The 16,228-nt window shown below is 39.7% G+C and carries 9 protein-coding genes; 7 read left to right on the top strand and 2 right to left on the bottom strand.

Going from position 1 to position 16,228, the window contains the following annotated elements:
• Nucleotides 1–419: 419 nt before the first annotated feature.
• Together mntA and hepT are read left to right on the top strand one after the other, a co-directional pair.
• Nucleotides 420–809, top strand: a complete 390-nt coding sequence (gene mntA / locus CWC30_RS16120; RefSeq protein WP_036983630.1) for a type VII toxin-antitoxin system MntA family adenylyltransferase antitoxin — start codon at nt 420–422, stop codon at nt 807–809.
• Entirely contained in the window at nt 802–1,221 is a 420-nt protein-coding gene (hepT, locus tag CWC30_RS16115) for a type VII toxin-antitoxin system HepT family RNase toxin (protein ID WP_036983632.1), read from the top strand. Before mntA ends, hepT begins: the two co-directional genes overlap by 8 nt.
• A gap of 161 nt (nt 1,222–1,382) precedes the next feature.
• On the opposite strand, the gene CWC30_RS16110 is transcribed toward hepT, so the two are convergent.
• Complete coding sequence (locus CWC30_RS16110) at nt 1,383–2,114, bottom strand: substrate-binding periplasmic protein (protein ID WP_138627608.1); 732 nt, start codon at nt 2,112–2,114, stop codon at nt 1,383–1,385.
• A gap of 682 nt (nt 2,115–2,796) precedes the next feature.
• Between CWC30_RS16110 and CWC30_RS16105 the strand changes: the two genes are divergently transcribed.
• From CWC30_RS16105 to CWC30_RS16095, 3 genes are all read left to right on the top strand, one after another.
• Nucleotides 2,797–3,402, top strand: a complete 606-nt coding sequence (locus tag CWC30_RS16105; protein WP_138627607.1) for a class I SAM-dependent methyltransferase — start codon at nt 2,797–2,799, stop codon at nt 3,400–3,402.
• Nucleotides 3,395–6,346, top strand: a complete 2,952-nt coding sequence (locus CWC30_RS16100; RefSeq protein WP_138627606.1) for a DEAD/DEAH box helicase family protein — start codon at nt 3,395–3,397, stop codon at nt 6,344–6,346. Before CWC30_RS16105 ends, CWC30_RS16100 begins: the two co-directional genes overlap by 8 nt.
• 718 nt (nt 6,347–7,064) lie before the next feature.
• Complete coding sequence (locus tag CWC30_RS16095; RefSeq protein ID WP_138627605.1) at nt 7,065–9,539, top strand: toll/interleukin-1 receptor domain-containing protein; 2,475 nt, start codon at nt 7,065–7,067, stop codon at nt 9,537–9,539.
• Nucleotides 9,540–9,803: 264 nt separating this feature from the next.
• On the opposite strand, the gene CWC30_RS16090 is transcribed toward CWC30_RS16095, so the two are convergent.
• The gene (locus CWC30_RS16090; RefSeq protein ID WP_138627604.1) at nt 9,804–12,956 is read right to left on the bottom strand and encodes a DUF3427 domain-containing protein; all 3,153 of its coding nucleotides are present in this window, start codon (nt 12,954–12,956) and stop codon (nt 9,804–9,806) included.
• Nucleotides 12,957–13,450: 494 nt separating this feature from the next.
• Between CWC30_RS16090 and CWC30_RS16085 the strand changes: the two genes are divergently transcribed.
• Both CWC30_RS16085 and CWC30_RS16080 read left to right on the top strand, forming a co-directional pair.
• Nucleotides 13,451–13,927, top strand: coding sequence for a hypothetical protein (locus tag CWC30_RS16085; RefSeq protein ID WP_138627603.1), 477 nt, complete (start codon nt 13,451–13,453; stop codon nt 13,925–13,927).
• A gap of 803 nt (nt 13,928–14,730) precedes the next feature.
• Complete coding sequence (locus CWC30_RS16080; protein ID WP_138627602.1) at nt 14,731–15,828, top strand: Fic family protein; 1,098 nt, start codon at nt 14,731–14,733, stop codon at nt 15,826–15,828.
• The last annotated feature ends 400 nt before the right edge of the window (nt 15,829–16,228 follow it).

The following is a 16,228-nucleotide window of genomic DNA, read 5'->3' as shown; positions in this document are numbered from 1 at the left end:
GCCTCTTCTTCCTCTGTGGTGAATAAATAAATTAAAACATAAACTGGTAGCAGCGGGTTTACCCCGCGTTTTTGTGTTTAATGACCTAGGCCTGACGCGATATAAAATCGCTGCTACAGAATAATATTTGGCTTTTTTATTTCCTCTTTCAGCGCAGCGCCTCTTCGCTCTCTTTGTAGAAAGTTCACTTGAGAGCAAATTGCACAAAGAGAAATAAATGATGGTAAACGAGATGAAAAAAGCAGGGGCTTTGGGTAACGGGTCTGCGTAAACAACCTAGCGTCTTTTATCTAGCGCTTCTTTAGTGAATACATCATTTAAAATCAACTTCCACAAATAAGCATGCATTATCGGTTTTAGTGTTCAGTATAAAATAGATAAGTTATGATTATCTTAGTTTTTACTAATGGTTTTTTGTTTTGAGCAATAATGTTTTTCAACAAATAGTTAATTACTTGCAGAAAAATAGCGACATTGAAGTGGTGTGGCTGTATGGCTCTCACGCCAAAGGTACAGCGCAACCTCATAGTGATATTGATCTGGCGATCGCTTTTAAAAATTTTGACCTTAGCTCTTTTGATAAACGACTAAGGCCAAAAGAGCTCGAATTAGAAATCAGTAATGAACTTAGTTTAAACGAACAGCTTATTTCAATCGTTGATATAAACTTAATCCCCAGTTACCTTGCATTCAATATCGTGGAATACGGGGAGGCAATTTTAGGTAAAAATAGCCTTAGAGCGATGAGAGAGCAGCAGCGTATTTATAGCCAGTTTGAATTTGAGATGATAGCGAGTAACCATGACTGATACAGGAATAGCGCTTTATATAAGAGAAGTAACACGACATATTGATGAATATATGCAAGAGCTCGACGAATTAAGCCAAGTAGATCAACTTAATAATAGAGACTATCGTGCCGCAGAGCGTTTGCTACAGTTAATGACAGAAGTATGTATTAGCTTATCTAAACATTGGCTTAAAAAGTATAAAAATACGACAAGCAGTAACGCCTACCAAACATTTAGCGAACTAACTCAACTCGGTGCTTTAACTGATAATGAGTTGCTTTCATGGCGTAAAATAATCGGTTTACGAAATGCGCTTGTGCATGATTATTTGAATATAGATCAGGAAATTGTGAAGACGATTATTAAAAACCAACATTATGTAACTATGCACTTGTTTAGCCAAAAAGCGATGGCCGAATTAGCAAGCTAATTTAGATTAAAGGTGGAAGAGTAAAAGTTCACGAGCGGTGGGTATGAGGTTTTCTATTGCTTATTCTCTTTGTGAAACTTGTAAGCTTAGAGCTTGCTCGCGCGAAAGGACTTAACGTTTGAATGTTGGGTTATAAATAAACAGTAAGGGTAAGCCGCAATTTAATCGAGGCTATAAATGCGTTTAATTGCAGCCTTGTTATTTTTAATCAGGCGATTAATTACCGCGACTTCGTCAAGCGTTATCGTTTTTTTACTCATCATAAAATGTACGCCATTAACATTAATAGCTGGCGCTGTTTTTACCGGTAAAATTGTGTTGTAGCGTTTAGCAAAATATTTTGCAACAACAGAGTCGTCAATCACGTAATCAACGCGCTTTTTGTTAAGCATGCCAAAGCGGGTATACGCTTCGCTAGTAAGTACTATCTGGTTGGGGTAGTGTTTTCTTATTTTTTCAAACTCAGCGCCAAAAAAGCTGCCACGGTTAATCGCAACCGTGGCGCCATTTTCAAAAAGAGTGACCAAATCAACCACATTTTTAGCGTTTTTATGCTTATAAAGCAGCATAATTTCATCGCGATAAACATCAGTAAAATAGGAGTACTCGGCGCGCGCTTTTGTATAACTTGCCGCAAAGGTAATATCAATATGGCCAGTTTTTAGCTCTTGCTGAACCCGCGATAAGCTCGGAAAATAAACCCACTCAATACAAAAAGGCGAATTTTTAAAAACAGCGTTAACCGTATCCACCTCTGCGCCTACAAAGGTATTACCCTGCTTAATTAAATAAGGTGGCCAGTTGTTTTCATTTGTGCCTACTTTAAGCGTTTTAAAGCAAGCAAATACGTCACAGCTGCTAAGCAGTAATACAACAAAAGCGACTTTAAGCATTTTATTACTCTAAAAAATGACTACAGCTAAGTATATACACTAGCTGGCAGATTTATCCCGCTTGTAATAAATTAAGAGCGCGCAGTGCAGCAATAAATGACTAGGTTGTTGGTAGCTCAGTAAAAACAAATACGGGGGCTTAAGAGCCGACACTAACTTTTAAACGCTGGTAAGCTTATAGGCTTGAATAAGCGTTTATCAAGCCGTTAGACTGTAGGGTAAATAACAGCCATTTTTTTAGTGTGGGCTAAGGTAAGAGTTTGATTATCGCATTGGCGATGGCAACCAAGGGGCGAATAAGCTGCAAATAAACTAATTCATTTATGAATTTAGGGAATCCGTCAGCACACCCCATATGGTGTAGATACTCAGCTACAAAAGCCAGCCATACCAATAATTATTCATCAATTACTCAATCAAAGTTGTAGTTTTTTTCTATTGAGCAATGAAAAGCGCTTTATGGACCTTATTTTTATAACCTAAATACTTTCAAGAGCATAGAGCTATTAGGTAAAAGTGTAAATAACATGATTTTATAACATTAAACAGTGCTTTTTTATAATAAAAACATACTGCTTAGGGCGTATATATTGCCGTAGCTCTATATTTTTAAATGTTGATACTGTAGATTAGTTATAAATGAATACCAGATTAATAAATAAACCAAGGAGCGGTGAATTTAGTGCCTACTAAAACACTCAATTACTACAATCAAAACGCACAAAGCTTCAGTGACTCAACGCTGAACGTTGATATGTCGGCGCTTTACGCTGAGTTTTTACCGCTTATCCCTAAACACGGCCATATATTAGATGCAGGCTGCGGTAGCGCCCGCGATGCCATGTATTTTAAACAGCAAGATTTTACTGTTAGCGCATTTGACGCAAGTCCCGAGCTTGCAAAGTTAGCCAGTAATTACTTACAACAAGCCGTAGAGGTTAAAACCTTTCAGCAGCTTAATTGTACCAATAAGTACGATGGCATTTGGTGTTGCGCCAGCTTATTACACGTTCCAAAAGTAGAGTTACCGCAGGTGTTTTTAAAGCTGCAAAATGCCCTAAAACCAAACGGTGTTTTGTATGTGTCGTTTAAATACGGCACGCAAGAACGTGTGCACAATGGCCGCGAATTTACCGATTTAAATGAAGATGGCTTAACCGCGCTAATCACCCATCATACCGAGCTTAAAATACTAAAACAATGGCAAACGGTCGACCAACGACCAGAGCGCGAAAGTGAAGTGTGGCTTAATGCATTATTAACGCGCAGCGAATTAATAAATGAATAGCTTTAACGAACAGCACCAATTGCAAAGTAATAAGCAGCAGCTTATTACGGGTGCCGATGATCCGCTATTACCTAATCTTGTACATGCAATAAATAATGCCACAGAGATTGAAATCACAGTGTCATTTATCCAACCCAGTGGCTTGGCTTTATTATTTGACCCACTCAATGAAGCTTTACAAAGTGGCGCAACACTAAAGCTGTTAACCTCCGATTACCTTGATATTACTCATCCTAATGCGCTCAGAGAGCTAATGGTATTAGTGGATCGTGGTGCTGATGTGCGTATTTACCAAACACAGAGCAACCAAAGCTTTCACATGAAGTCGTATATTTTTGTCAAAACAAATGACACCAGCGAAATTACGTCTGGTTGTGCCTTTATCGGCTCAAGTAACATTAGCGCCAGCGCCCTTACTAAAGGTCATGAGTGGAATTTTAGACATGATTACATGCAGCCAAAAACAAGCCAAGCAGCGCAGCAATTTTTAAGTATTCGGAATGCTTTTAATCATATTTTCAACCACGAATTTGTTACCCATTTAAGCCATGAATGGATTAATAACTACATTGCTAGGCGCAAAACACAGCAGTTTGTAGCGGTAAATCATGCCGATACAGCGGAACAAATTATTGAACAAAGCGAAGCTAAAACACCAAGGCCAGCTCAAATTGAAGCGCTCAATGCTCTAGCGCAAACTCGCGCTGAGGGCTTTAAACGTGGCTTAGTAGTGTTAGCAACAGGCATGGGTAAAACATGGTTAAGCGCGTTTGATGTTAAACAATTCAAAGCTAAACGGGTATTATTTGTCGCGCATCGTGAAGAAATACTTGTACAAGCACAGCGTACTTTTGCTGAACTACTGCCGCTTTCAACGGGATTCTATAACGGTAAACACCGCGACAAAAACGCCGACTGTTTATTTGCTTCTATTCAAACCATTGGACGAAGTAATCATTTAAAGCAATTTGCACCAACGGCGTTCGACTACATCATTGTTGATGAGTTTCATCATGCCAGCGCACGTGTTTATCGTCAGCTATTAAACTATTTTGAACCACAGTTTTTACTCGGTTTAACCGCCACGCCAGAACGAACCGACCAAGCCGATATTTTAGGATTGTGCGACAACAATTTAGTATTTGAGCGAAACTTAACGCAAGGAATTGATCAAAAAACGTTAGTGCCGTTTCATTACTATGGTATTTGGGACGAAAACGTAAACTACCAAGCCATTCCATGGCGCAATGGTCGATTTGATCCTGCAGCACTAGAAAACAAATTTGCGACACAAAAACGAGCCGATCATGCGCTTGCACAGTGGCAACAATATAAACAAAAACGCACCTTGGGATTTTGTATTTCCACAAAACATGCCGATTACATGGCTGATGCGTTTAATAAAGCGGGTGTAAAAGCACTATCAGTACATAGCCAATCAAAAGTACGCAGAAATGAGGCACTTAAACAATTAGAACAACGCCAAGTTGAAGTGCTATTTACCGTTGATCTGTTTAATGAAGGGACTGACTTACCCAGCATTGATACTATTTTAATGCTGCGCCCAAGTGATTCTAAAATCCTGTTTTTACAGCAATTAGGGCGTGGTTTGCGTACGCTAGAAGGTAAAACGCATTTAGTGGTGCTCGACTTTATTGGTAACCACCATAGCTTTTTAAATAAGCCTTATGCGTTACTCCATGAAACTACGCCAAGTGGTGTAGTGAAAAAGCTTAAAAAGCCAAATCTAGCTGATGGCTGTTTTATAAATATTGATTTAAAAGTCACCGACTTCTGGCAACAGCTAGCTAAGGCGCAGCGCACCACGGCGCTTGAAGATATAACACAACTTGCTGAGCAACTTGGGCATTTACCCACCTTAAGTGAGTTTTACTACCACTATGGGGATATAAAAAAGGTAAACAGCAATTACACTAGTTGGTTTGAGCTAATTGCTAAAACACAAAACATTGATGATGAGGCACAACAAGGTGCTGAGCAACTAGCGCGGTTCTATGACTTTTTACATAAGGGCATACAAACAACCAGTATGACCAAATGCTTTAAAGCTATTTTGCTTGAAGCTTATGTGGCATTAAATGGTTTTACCATTCCCCCAACAGTTGCAGAACTTGCAGCCATGAGTGCTAAAGTATTAGCGCGCCACCCAAATTTAAAACAACACGATTTATCAGCCAAAGAGCAGCAAGCTGCCGCTGACTCACAAATATGGCAAAGCTACTGGCGTAAAAATCCTATCAAAGCTTACACCAATAAAAATAAAGATGGCACGCAGTGGTTTACGCTAGAAAACGACACCGTGAAAGCCACGTTTGACGTACCCGCAGATAAACTCGAATTACTAAACAACGCCGTGTTAGAGCTGGTTGAATACAGCTTAGCTAAATACAGCCAACGGCTAAAAGTAAACGTAGCAACAACTGAACAAAATACCGATCAACAAGCTGACAATGTGACTCAGCTAAAGTTTAAAGATCGTGCCGATACAGCAAAAGAGCAAGATAACGTATTAAAGCTGCCGTACTTCCCCAACATTAAAATAGCTTGTGGGCATTTTAAAACAGGGGATGAAAGCGATATGGAATTGATGGACGCACCACTTGGCGCGGGCAAGCTCGATCCACAAGTACACTTTTTAGCGCATGCGTCGGGTAATTCTATGAATGGCGGTAAGCACCCAATACTTGATGGTGATTTACTGCTACTTGAGTTTATAACTTCCGATAGAGCCGGATCGCTACGTGGCCAAATAGTCGCGATAGAGCGAGACGATATAAGCGGAGACGGGCAGTATTTACTTCGTAAAGTTAATAAATTACCTAACGGGCAATATGAGCTAATTGCTCAAAATCCAGATTACGAAGTAATGATTGCAGATGAAAGCATGCGAACCTTCGCGAGGTTTAAACAAGTGGTTTTATAGTCGCGATTTTATATCGCGCTATTACTTGTAGACGCGCAGCTTGCTGGCGTTAAAAGCTTGAGATTCAAGGGATCAAAAACCTCTATTCGAGGTTTTATCGCGTTGGCGATAGCAACCAAAGGGTGAATACCGCCGTCCACCCTTTGGAATCCCACGGCGCACCCGAGGATCACACTGTATCTTCAACTTACGTTAATGATGTGAACGTAACCAGCGTAGATAGGCCATCCATGGCCAAGCTACGCTTTGTACAGCATCCGTGCTGTAAATTACTCATCATTAACTGAGTTTCAGGTGTGATCACGGGGAATTGGAGTGTGCTGGTAGATTGGTGTTTATGCCTTAAAGGGATGGGTTTTGCTCTGTGCAATGACACTGTATGTGAGGAAGTAAGTTTTGGGTAATGAAGCTATTTTGCTCTTTTTGTAAGTAAGGCATGCTTTGTTTTGGCGGTGAAGAGCGATATATAGTCATTCAGGTGACTCGACATTAACTTAGTAAGAATAAGAGGACACTTTCCTCTTTTTTACATGTTTATATATGCTACAGTAAGAATAATGTTTATATCTGGCAGTAACTTACACTATTTGCTATTGATATAGGTAAACAAAATAAGGACGTTTTCGCGCTTAAATGGGGAAAGTGTCCTCTGATAAAGTTTTTTAGGCTATTAAGTGTTACACCTAGCACTTCATATTAAATAAAGTAAGGATATTTCGTGATTAAAGCATTTTTATCTCATTCAAGTCAGGATAAAGAACACTATGTTCGTAATGTAGCCAATTGGTTGGATAAAGATGACATTATTTATGACGAATATACTTTTGAGGAAGGTGAGAGGCCTTTAGATCAAATAATTGATGGCTTGGATAAATCGGAAATTTTTGTGATTTTCTTATCAGATAATGCACTAAATTCTGAATGGGTAATAAAAGAAATAACTGAAGCTAAGATTAGGCTGGACAGTGATCAGATAAACAAAATATTTCCTATTATTATTGACGATAAAATACAGTATACAGATTCAAGAATTCCTGAATGGTTAAGAGATAATTACAATTTAAAACCTATCAAAAGAGCAAATGTTGCTGCCAGAAGAATTCACAATAAATTAAGAGAAGTAAGTTGGACAAAACATCCAGAGCTAAAAATAAGAGAAAACTACTTTGTTGGTCGGCTAACTGAATTAGATTCTTTTGAAGAGAGGATACATGATTTTTCGAAAGAAAAGCCGACTGTCTTAATTTGCTCTGGCTTTAACGGCGTTGGCCGAAGAAGCCTTATTCACAAAGGGTGTTTAAAAACTAATATCTCGGAATGTTCTCACAAACCTTCCGCAATATTCTTAGACCGGAATGTATCAATTGAAGATTTCATATTAAAGCTAAACGATTTTGGTTTGATTGATTTTGGCGACTCACTTGAAGCATTGAGTGATAAAACTGTCGATGAAAAAATTGGATACATTCATCAGGTAATGAACGCAGCTTATAATTCGAAAGAATTAATTTACTTTATCGATGATGGCTGCCTTGTCAACTACAAAAGGGAGCTTAATAGCTGGTTTGAAAAGGCTATATCTACTTATAATAAAACTGCTTACCCTGTCTTCTGCATTGCATCAAAATATAAAGTAGCATTTCCCGCGAGACCGAAAAATGACAGTTTTTTCTTTCTCGAAATAACTGAATTAAGTACTGTTGAGAGGAGGCGTTTTTTTAGTCAGCTAGCAGGATTATATAAGCTTGAATTATCTCTTGAGCAGTTTGACGATATTTGTAATTTACTATCAGGGCTACCAGAACAGGTTGCATTTGCAGCTGATATGTTAAGAGAAGATAACCAAACAAGCTTTCATGATAAATTGGCGATTTTGGCTGATTATAACTCCGAAAGAGCTGCGACCTTATTGAATAAATATGAAAGCAAAGAATCAACTTTAGATTTTATTAGAATGCTTTCAAAGTTTGAAGTTATTACTATGGATTTTCTATTTTCAATAGTGAATGAAGAGGAGTTCTATCCTGTAATTGAGGAACTCGCAGCGGAGCATATAATCGAATTGATTGGGCTAGATGGAGATATTGTTCGATTAAACGATGTTGTAAGAGATTACATTGCAAGAAATAGATTAACTTTTAGTTCAGAGCTTTCAGAACGAATCACAGAACGAGTAAAGACTACAATTGAAAGAGATGATTTATTTGAGTTGGACTCATCTGAGTTTATTTTTTCCATTAAAGAGGCCTTGAAAGAAGGAACTAAGATTGATGATAAGTTCTTAATCCCATCACATTATCTAAGATGTATGAAGGATCTTTATTATAACCGAGGAAGTTTACAAAGGATTATTGACCTAGCAGATTTAATTCTTGAGAAGAAGAGTAATATCGATGATTCTGCCTTGCAGGATATTAGGTATTATCTATGTTTGGCTTTAGCAAAAACAAAAAATCCAAGGCTGTTGAAAGAGGTACAATTAATAAATGGCGATGAACATGACTTTTTGCTTGGATTTTATTATAGATTGCAAGGTCGTTATAAGGATGCACTTGAGAGATTTCAGAAAATTGAAAATAGCAGATATGTTGCAGCAAGGTGTAAAAGAGAGATAGTGCAAGTATATGTGCAAATGGAGGAGTATGATAAGGCTCTTGATTATGCTAAGAAAAATTATGAAGACAACCGTAGTAACCAATTTCATACCCAAGCCTATTTCAATTGCTTGATTAACACTGATGAGGCCAAAAAGAATAGTGCATTACTAAAAGAGTTGATTCATAATTTAAGGTCTATTGGATCTGAGCAATCAATTGAAATGTCGAATATCGCCGAAGCAATTTTTGAAGCTAAAATTAATGATTCAGAGGTTACTGCCTTTGATAAAATAAAAGACTGTATTGCTATATATCCTGAAAATCATTATCCGCTACTTGCTGCATGTGATATCGCCTTAAAATTTAATAATTTAGAAGAGTTTGAATCGGCTCTCGAAGAGTTATTGAAAATAAGCAAAAATAACCATATATCTCAAAGGTCTTTAAATCGATATAGAGCATTAAGTGCAGCTTTAAAGGGGGATGAAGGCGCTGCACTTTCCCTAATCAGAGATGATATAAATAGATACCCAGAAGAAAGCCGCCAGAGAACTACTAGAATGATTTGTGAGTTCGCTAAACGAGGCAGAACCTAACAAGTGTGGTGCTTGACTTCTTTGCCGCGTTCGTTCTTGTTATCGGTTTCTTAACGGAGGAGCTTTCTACGACACAGAAAGCTTAAGTTACTGCTTAAACCTGAGACTTACATTACCCAAACTTAGTTTAAAGATAAAATATTTAATGTGTTTATTATCCGTACAAGTCATTTCAGCAAGGCAAAAAACAGTTGGTTTTTGCTTATTCCTGTAAACTTATTAGTAAACTAGCCCATAACATTCAAACTATTAAATTTAAATCCGCTACCCAACCGCCAATTTCCCTGCCTCATGCCACATTTCACTTGGCATGGGGTTGATTAGTTCCCACGTTATATTCATCGGCTGGCTGCCGTTATGGCTTTGGTATTTAACCTCGCCGTAGTTTACAAACCCCATGGTTCGGCCGTTTTCGTCTTTGCCTTGTTCGCGCACAAATAACAATATGGTTTTGCCTGTTTGTTGGTGCTTAATATAACTTAGGCCGCGGCCGTGTTCTGGGCGGGCGCTGTTTTGCGTCTGCCAATGGAACAGGGTGGGGCTGATTGCGTAGTCGTGATACAGCGTGGTGGGCGAGTAGCTTTTTTCGCATTTGTTGAGCGTGACGAATAGTAGCTCTAAGTTTTGATCATTGAATACAAGAACACCCTCACGAGCAGATGACTTTTGCTCAAACGTGTGTGCGCCAAACGCGGCGAGTATTTGTTGGCGCGTGTAGCGGCTGTGTAATTTTATTGCGTGATTAGGTAGGCACGTTAAATCGCTTTCTTGCTGGTGAATGCGGTTTATTAACAGCGTAATTACTTGAGCAAGTTCCTGTTGTAGTTCTTTGTGTTTAAGGGCTTGTAAACTCTGTTCGAGGGTTTTAAATCCTAAACTTGTGCCTGTGGCATCCCAAAAGTTGTAATGCGCCATAAGCGCGTACTGTTGGTTTTGTGGCGTTGGCGTAAAACTAAAGTCGTTATTACATAAATCACGTAAAAAGCATAAGTAGCTGAGCGAGTCGCAGCCGAGTAATTGGGTGTTGATTGCGCGGTAATACGCGGCGTAAATGTCGGCTTGCTCTGCGGGTATTTCATCGCCTTTTAGCCAGTGCCAGCCACCGAGTTTTTTATCTTTTGGTTTGTATATATCTTCAAGTGTGACTTGCGGGTTTATGCGTAAAAAGTTACTGAGCGTTAGCGCGTCATTGGTATGTTGCGAATAGCTATTTATCAGCTGTTGTAAACGGCGTTTAGTGTTTATGGCTTGCTGAATATTTTTTAGTATTGTTTGTTGTGTGCGCTTTTGTAGCTCTATGCGGCAACCCAGTGGTAAATGCGGGAAGTGATTTTCAATCTCGGTTTTTATTGGTTGGTTGCTTTTACCAATCAATGCGCGGAATTTACTGGCAAAGTCGTATTCTGGGCGGGCGTTGCCTACAAAGTCGAGTACGGTACAGCACTGTTTTTGGCTATTATCTGGTAAGCGCAAGCCACGGCCTAGTTGCTGTAAAAACAGCGTTAGGCTTTCCGTTGGGCGTAAAAATAACAGGGTATCAACCTCTGGAATATCGACCCCTTCGTTAAAAATATCAACCACGCAAAGTATTTGTATTTCACCCTGGCGCAGTGCTTGCTGTTTGGCCGCGCGCTCATTAGTGTTTTTACTGGTCAGTACATCGGCGTTTATACCTGCTAAGTTGAATTTAGAGGCCATAAACTCTGCGTGCTTTTGGCTTACGCAAAATGCCAACGCTTTTATATCGTGAACATTAGTCACTATATCAGCAAGGCTGGATATAATTTTGTTAGCGCGGCTGTTCTCCCCTGTATAAAGGTTACTCAATTCGGTTATCTCGTAACGGCCGCCTCGCCATGTTATTTGACTTAGGTCGGTATCGTCATCTAGTCCAAAGTATTGAAACGGGCATAAATGGCGCTGGTTTATTGCCTCTGGCAAGCGAATTTCAGCGGCTATTACACCGCAAAAATCATCGAGTATATTTGCGCCATCTTGGCGCTCTGGTGTAGCAGTTAAACCAAGTAATATTGTGGGCGTAAAGTGGTTTAAAATAGCGCGATAACTAGCTGCGCTTACGTGATGTACTTCATCTATTACAATATAGTCGTAGTAATCACTTGTTAAGTTGAGCGATTCAACTTGGCTGTTTAATGTTTGGATTGACGCAAATAATTGGTTATAGCGCTGTGGCTTATAGTTACCTACCCACAGCTCCCCAAAGTCGTTATTTTTAAGCACGCCACGATAAGCGCTTTGTGCTTGTTTAAGTATTTCTTCACGGTGGGCTACAAACAAAAAGTGTGCGTTTGGGTTTTTATCGTAAACGGTTTTAAAGTCGAAGGCCGATATAATGGTTTTACCTGTGCCGGTTGCGGCAACCACTAAATTTTTAAAGCGATCATGAACGCTACGCTCAACGCTTAGTTTTTCTAAAATAGCGAGTTGATGGGTTTTTGGCGTGATATCAAAATAAAACTGACTGCTTGCTTGGCCAACACCGCGTTGCTCATTAAGTGAATTTATGAGCTTTTCTTTACATTCAGTTTTGCCAGTAAATAGCTCGAAATCTGGCGACTGCCAATAGGTTTCAAAGGTACTTTTGGTTTTGGCTATTATGTGCGGGATTTCTTGCGCGGTAATTTTTAAGTTCCACTCAAGGCCGCTGGTAAGCGCCGAATGCGATAAATTAGACGAACCAATATAACCGGTATGAAACCCCGTATTACGCATAAACAAGTATGACTTTGCGTGTAAGCGCTCTTGCTGGTTGTTGTAACTAAGCTTTACCTCAGTGTTTGGCAAGCTTGCTAAAAACTCAACCGCTTTAGCATCTGTTGCACCCATGTACGAGGTGGTAATTACTTTGAGTTTATTGCCACTTTTGGTAAATGCTTCAAGCTCATTTTTAAATATGCGCAGCCCCGTCCATTTTATAAATGAGACAAGCCAGTAAATAGTGTCGGACGATTTAATCTCGCGTTTTAGCTCGGTTTCGAGCGATATACCTGCATTAGCACCGCTAAATAACTCGCTTTGGGTAAGCCCTGTGATTGGGAATATATCTCTGGAATAGTCTTTAAGATTGGCCGCAATGGGGTTTTGAGTATTAAACAGGGCAGTGAGTATTCGGCCTTGACTGTCGATAAGGTTTTCGTTGATCAGTTCGTCATCGCGAATATGATCTTTAAGCCACAGCACAAGGCTATTTGCGAGATTAATTTGCTCTTGCAAACGCTCGTTTGAATTAGGGATTGCATCAATGGCATGTTCAACCAGTTTACCTAAAAAGCGCGAAAGCCACGTAGCCGCCTCAGCCGATTCTAGTAGGCGTTCGCCCACATAAAATTGGTCACGATTTAAGTTTTGCTTAATTACTTGTGTAATTAACTGCTCGTAAATACCAATCTGTTGCATTAAATCGCTCCCTGTTGGCGAGCATTCAGTTTACTAAAAAAATCAATGTAAACAAGCATTAACTCACTATTGAATTAAAGGCAGCTGCCAAGACAATTTCTCCGTCATTTTGCCCGAAAAGACTCAATTGATGAGTAATTAATTGCATGGATGCAATTAAAGGCGTGACTTCGCCATGGACGGCGAATACACGGCGGTTACGTTCATATCGATTTTGGCTTTGAGGAAATTGCAAAATGCTCGGGGCGCCGTGAGATTCCAAAGAGAAGTCGGCGGTTACTTCTCTTTGGTTGCCGTCGCCAACGCGACCTCTACTCAAATTTGCAATTAAAAACTAAAGCTGGATACAAACTCCCGCCACGAACTGCTACAACAATCCCGCTCAGGCATGATTTAACAATTTGCTTAAACTATCTGTTTCTATTTTAGATTCAATCCTCTATATTCACCCTAGGCGCCCAAAGGAAAAACAGCACTCAATTTAGGGATAAATAATGATTAAATGGATTTTATTGATACTACTTTGCGTATTTACTTCTCTCCCGCAAGCGTACGAGCAATACTCGCAAGAGCATTGCGATAGTATTGTAAAAGAACGCGAAACAATACGTTCACGGTTGCGTCAAAGCTATAAGGTAAAAGAAGGTGAGCGGTTAAAAGCACGGTTCAAATCTTTATTTGAAGAACTTGCAAAGCATTGTGATAAACCCAAACAAACCAATCGAACTTATCAAAGCTCTTCGGCTTACAGCTCAAGTAATAATGCGTTATTGCACTCGCGGGTGCCTAATATGAAATTGCATAGCGACAGCTATAGCGATCCTGAAAAGCTGGCTGCGTGGTCTGAATTTTATACTTTGCCAAAGCGTTGCCGTTCAAAAGGAATGCAATCATCCGATTTCGTGTGGTGCAGTGAATACCGTGGTGAACAAAAGCGCTTATTTGAAGCCCAGTGGAATAAGCGACGATAAAGATGTTGAGCACAAAATGGCGCGTGCTATTTGTATTTATTGTGCTGTTAATTGCAGTTGCTTTATAGCCTCTATACTCGATAGCCATCTACCTTGTTGTCTTTGATTAGCCATTTTAGTTACCCAAATAATTAAGATAACTCAATATACCTAACAGCAATAGCAACAACAAATTTGGAGGCGAGTGCTGAGTTAAATCCCCCGTGATCACACCCGAAATTGAATGAATGATGAATAATAGCAGCGCATGGCGGAATTCTGTTCCCGACAAATTCCAAGTACCTAAATCCCTTTAGGCAATGCGCGTTAAGCGATGCTTACACAAGGACGTGTTTCATCGCGGTTACGTACATATCATTAATTTAAATTGAGGAAACAGTGTGCTCCTCGAGGCGCCGAGGTGACGAATGACCAAAGCGCAGCTTTGCAGCATGAGGAAGTGAAGGCATGGATGCCGACAGTAACCCAGCTTCACGGATGAATTATTTACAGCAGAGTTGATTTAAAGACAAATCACACTTTGGTTGCCGTCGCCAATGCGACATATATTAATAAAGGCGACGAGCATCGAGTTGCGGGCATCGAGCTTAAATATTAAAAGCGGCGCTTTTCGCATCGTTCGTTGCTCGTCGCTTGCTGCTCGAAACCGAAATTGGCGTTTAAAATAATCACAGCTAAAACTGGTTTCTACGATTTCAACTTACCAATTAACACAATGAGGCAATTAAGCTCATTATTCGCCTCATTGTGTGAGGCGAATAAATCATATAGATTAAAGCTAATTAACTTAAGGGCACACGCTTATGTGGATATGGCAACAACAAGATTGGCCGAACTTTACGTGGGATGAAAAACAGCTTGCGCCGTTGTTGAGAAAGCTTTGTTTTAACCAAGGTGTGCTGGTTGGTCGCATGGATGGGCAAAGTACGCAGCAAAAACAGCAAGCACTTGATACTTTATTGGCTAATATTATTCATTCAAGCGCAATTGAAGGTGAAAAACTCAATGCGTTTTCGGTACGTTCGTCACTAGCTAAAAAACTCCACATTGATGAGCAGCCTTATCCAACCACAGTGCAAAGCGATAATCTTGCAGAGATCATGTTGGATGCAATTAATAACACCGATACACCGCTTGATTTAGAACGTGTGTTGAATTGGCATCGTTTATTGTTTACAGGTGAACAAGGATTATTTACTCAAATAGCGGGTGGCCAATTACGTGGCAACGAGCCAATGCAAATTGTATCAGGGCGATTAGATAGACCCGTATTACATTTTACTGCTCCACCAAGAGATGTTATCGAAAACGAACTCGCTGTTTTTTTTAATTGGTTTAATGCAGGTTATAATGATCGACACGAAGACCCTTTTATTCGTGCTGCAATCGCTCATTTGTGGTTTGTAACCTTACACCCATTTGAAGATGGTAACGGGCGTATTACGCGTCTTATTACAGATTTAGCGCTTGCTCAAGAATATAAAGAGTCGATACGGTTCTATGCGATGTCGGTGGCAATTTTAGAAGATAGAAAAGGCTATTACGAGGTCTTAGAGGCAACACAGCGTGGTGATTTGTGCATTACACAGTGGATCACCTGGTTTTTAAATACGCTCAATAAAGCCGTTGAATCTACCCTGAAGAATATTGAGCAAACTGTCGCTAAAACTAATTATTGGTTTAAAAAAGATCAAACTAGACTAAATGAACAGCAAGTAAAAGTGCTAAATAAATTACTTGATGGCCAATTTGAGCAGGGCATCAGTGCGAGTCAGTATCAAAAAGTGGCTAAGGTAAGTCGTGCGACGGCAACGCGCCACTTATCAGATTTACAAACACTGGATTATATAAAGAAAACCGCAGCGGGTGGTCGCAGTACTCGTTATAAAATAGCCAAATGATTTTAAAAATCCTAAAGCTTTTATCTATAATTCAAAGCCCTACTATTTCAAACACGATAACACTAAGGTGAGGCAATTAATGACGTAAAAGTAACCTAATTTAAAAGCGGTAATTTTCGCGTCAGCAAGCTTAACGCCTACGTTGATAAAGGCCGCGGGCTTCGAGCAGCGAGTTTTTGCTAAAACCTTCGAATGAGGTGTAAATGAGAAAGCTTCGAGCGACGAGTAGCGAGCTTTACAAACAGCCTGATATCAGCCCAGAACCTAGAGCCTACTCTTTTAGCGCAGCGTCTCTTTGCCCTCTTTGTGAATAATTTACTAAACCCTATTTGAACACAGAGAAGAAAATAAGGAGTAAATGAGAAAGTGGAACATCAAACTGGTAGCAGCGGGTTTACCC

Source organism: Pseudoalteromonas sp. S4741 (assembly GCF_005886135.1).
Classification (GTDB): Bacteria; Pseudomonadota; Gammaproteobacteria; order Enterobacterales; family Alteromonadaceae; genus Pseudoalteromonas; species Pseudoalteromonas tetraodonis.
Note: the sequence above shows the minus strand (reverse complement) of the source record. Positions and strands in the feature narration are given on the sequence as shown.

Excerpts from the sequence above, each read along its gene's own strand:
- hepT (WP_036983632.1), top strand. The coding sequence starts at position 802 with ATGACTGATACAGGAATAGCGCTTTATATAAGAGAAGTAACACGACAT.
- CWC30_RS16110 (WP_138627608.1), bottom strand. The coding sequence starts at position 2,114 with ATGCTTAAAGTCGCTTTTGTTGTATTACTGCTTAGCAGCTGTGACGTA.
- CWC30_RS16080 (WP_138627602.1), top strand. The coding sequence starts at position 14,731 with ATGTGGATATGGCAACAACAAGATTGGCCGAACTTTACGTGGGATGAA.
- CWC30_RS16100 (WP_138627606.1), top strand. The coding sequence starts at position 3,395 with ATGAATAGCTTTAACGAACAGCACCAATTGCAAAGTAATAAGCAGCAG.
- CWC30_RS16090 (WP_138627604.1), bottom strand. The coding sequence starts at position 12,956 with ATGCAACAGATTGGTATTTACGAGCAGTTAATTACACAAGTAATTAAG.
- CWC30_RS16085 (WP_138627603.1), top strand. The coding sequence starts at position 13,451 with ATGATTAAATGGATTTTATTGATACTACTTTGCGTATTTACTTCTCTC.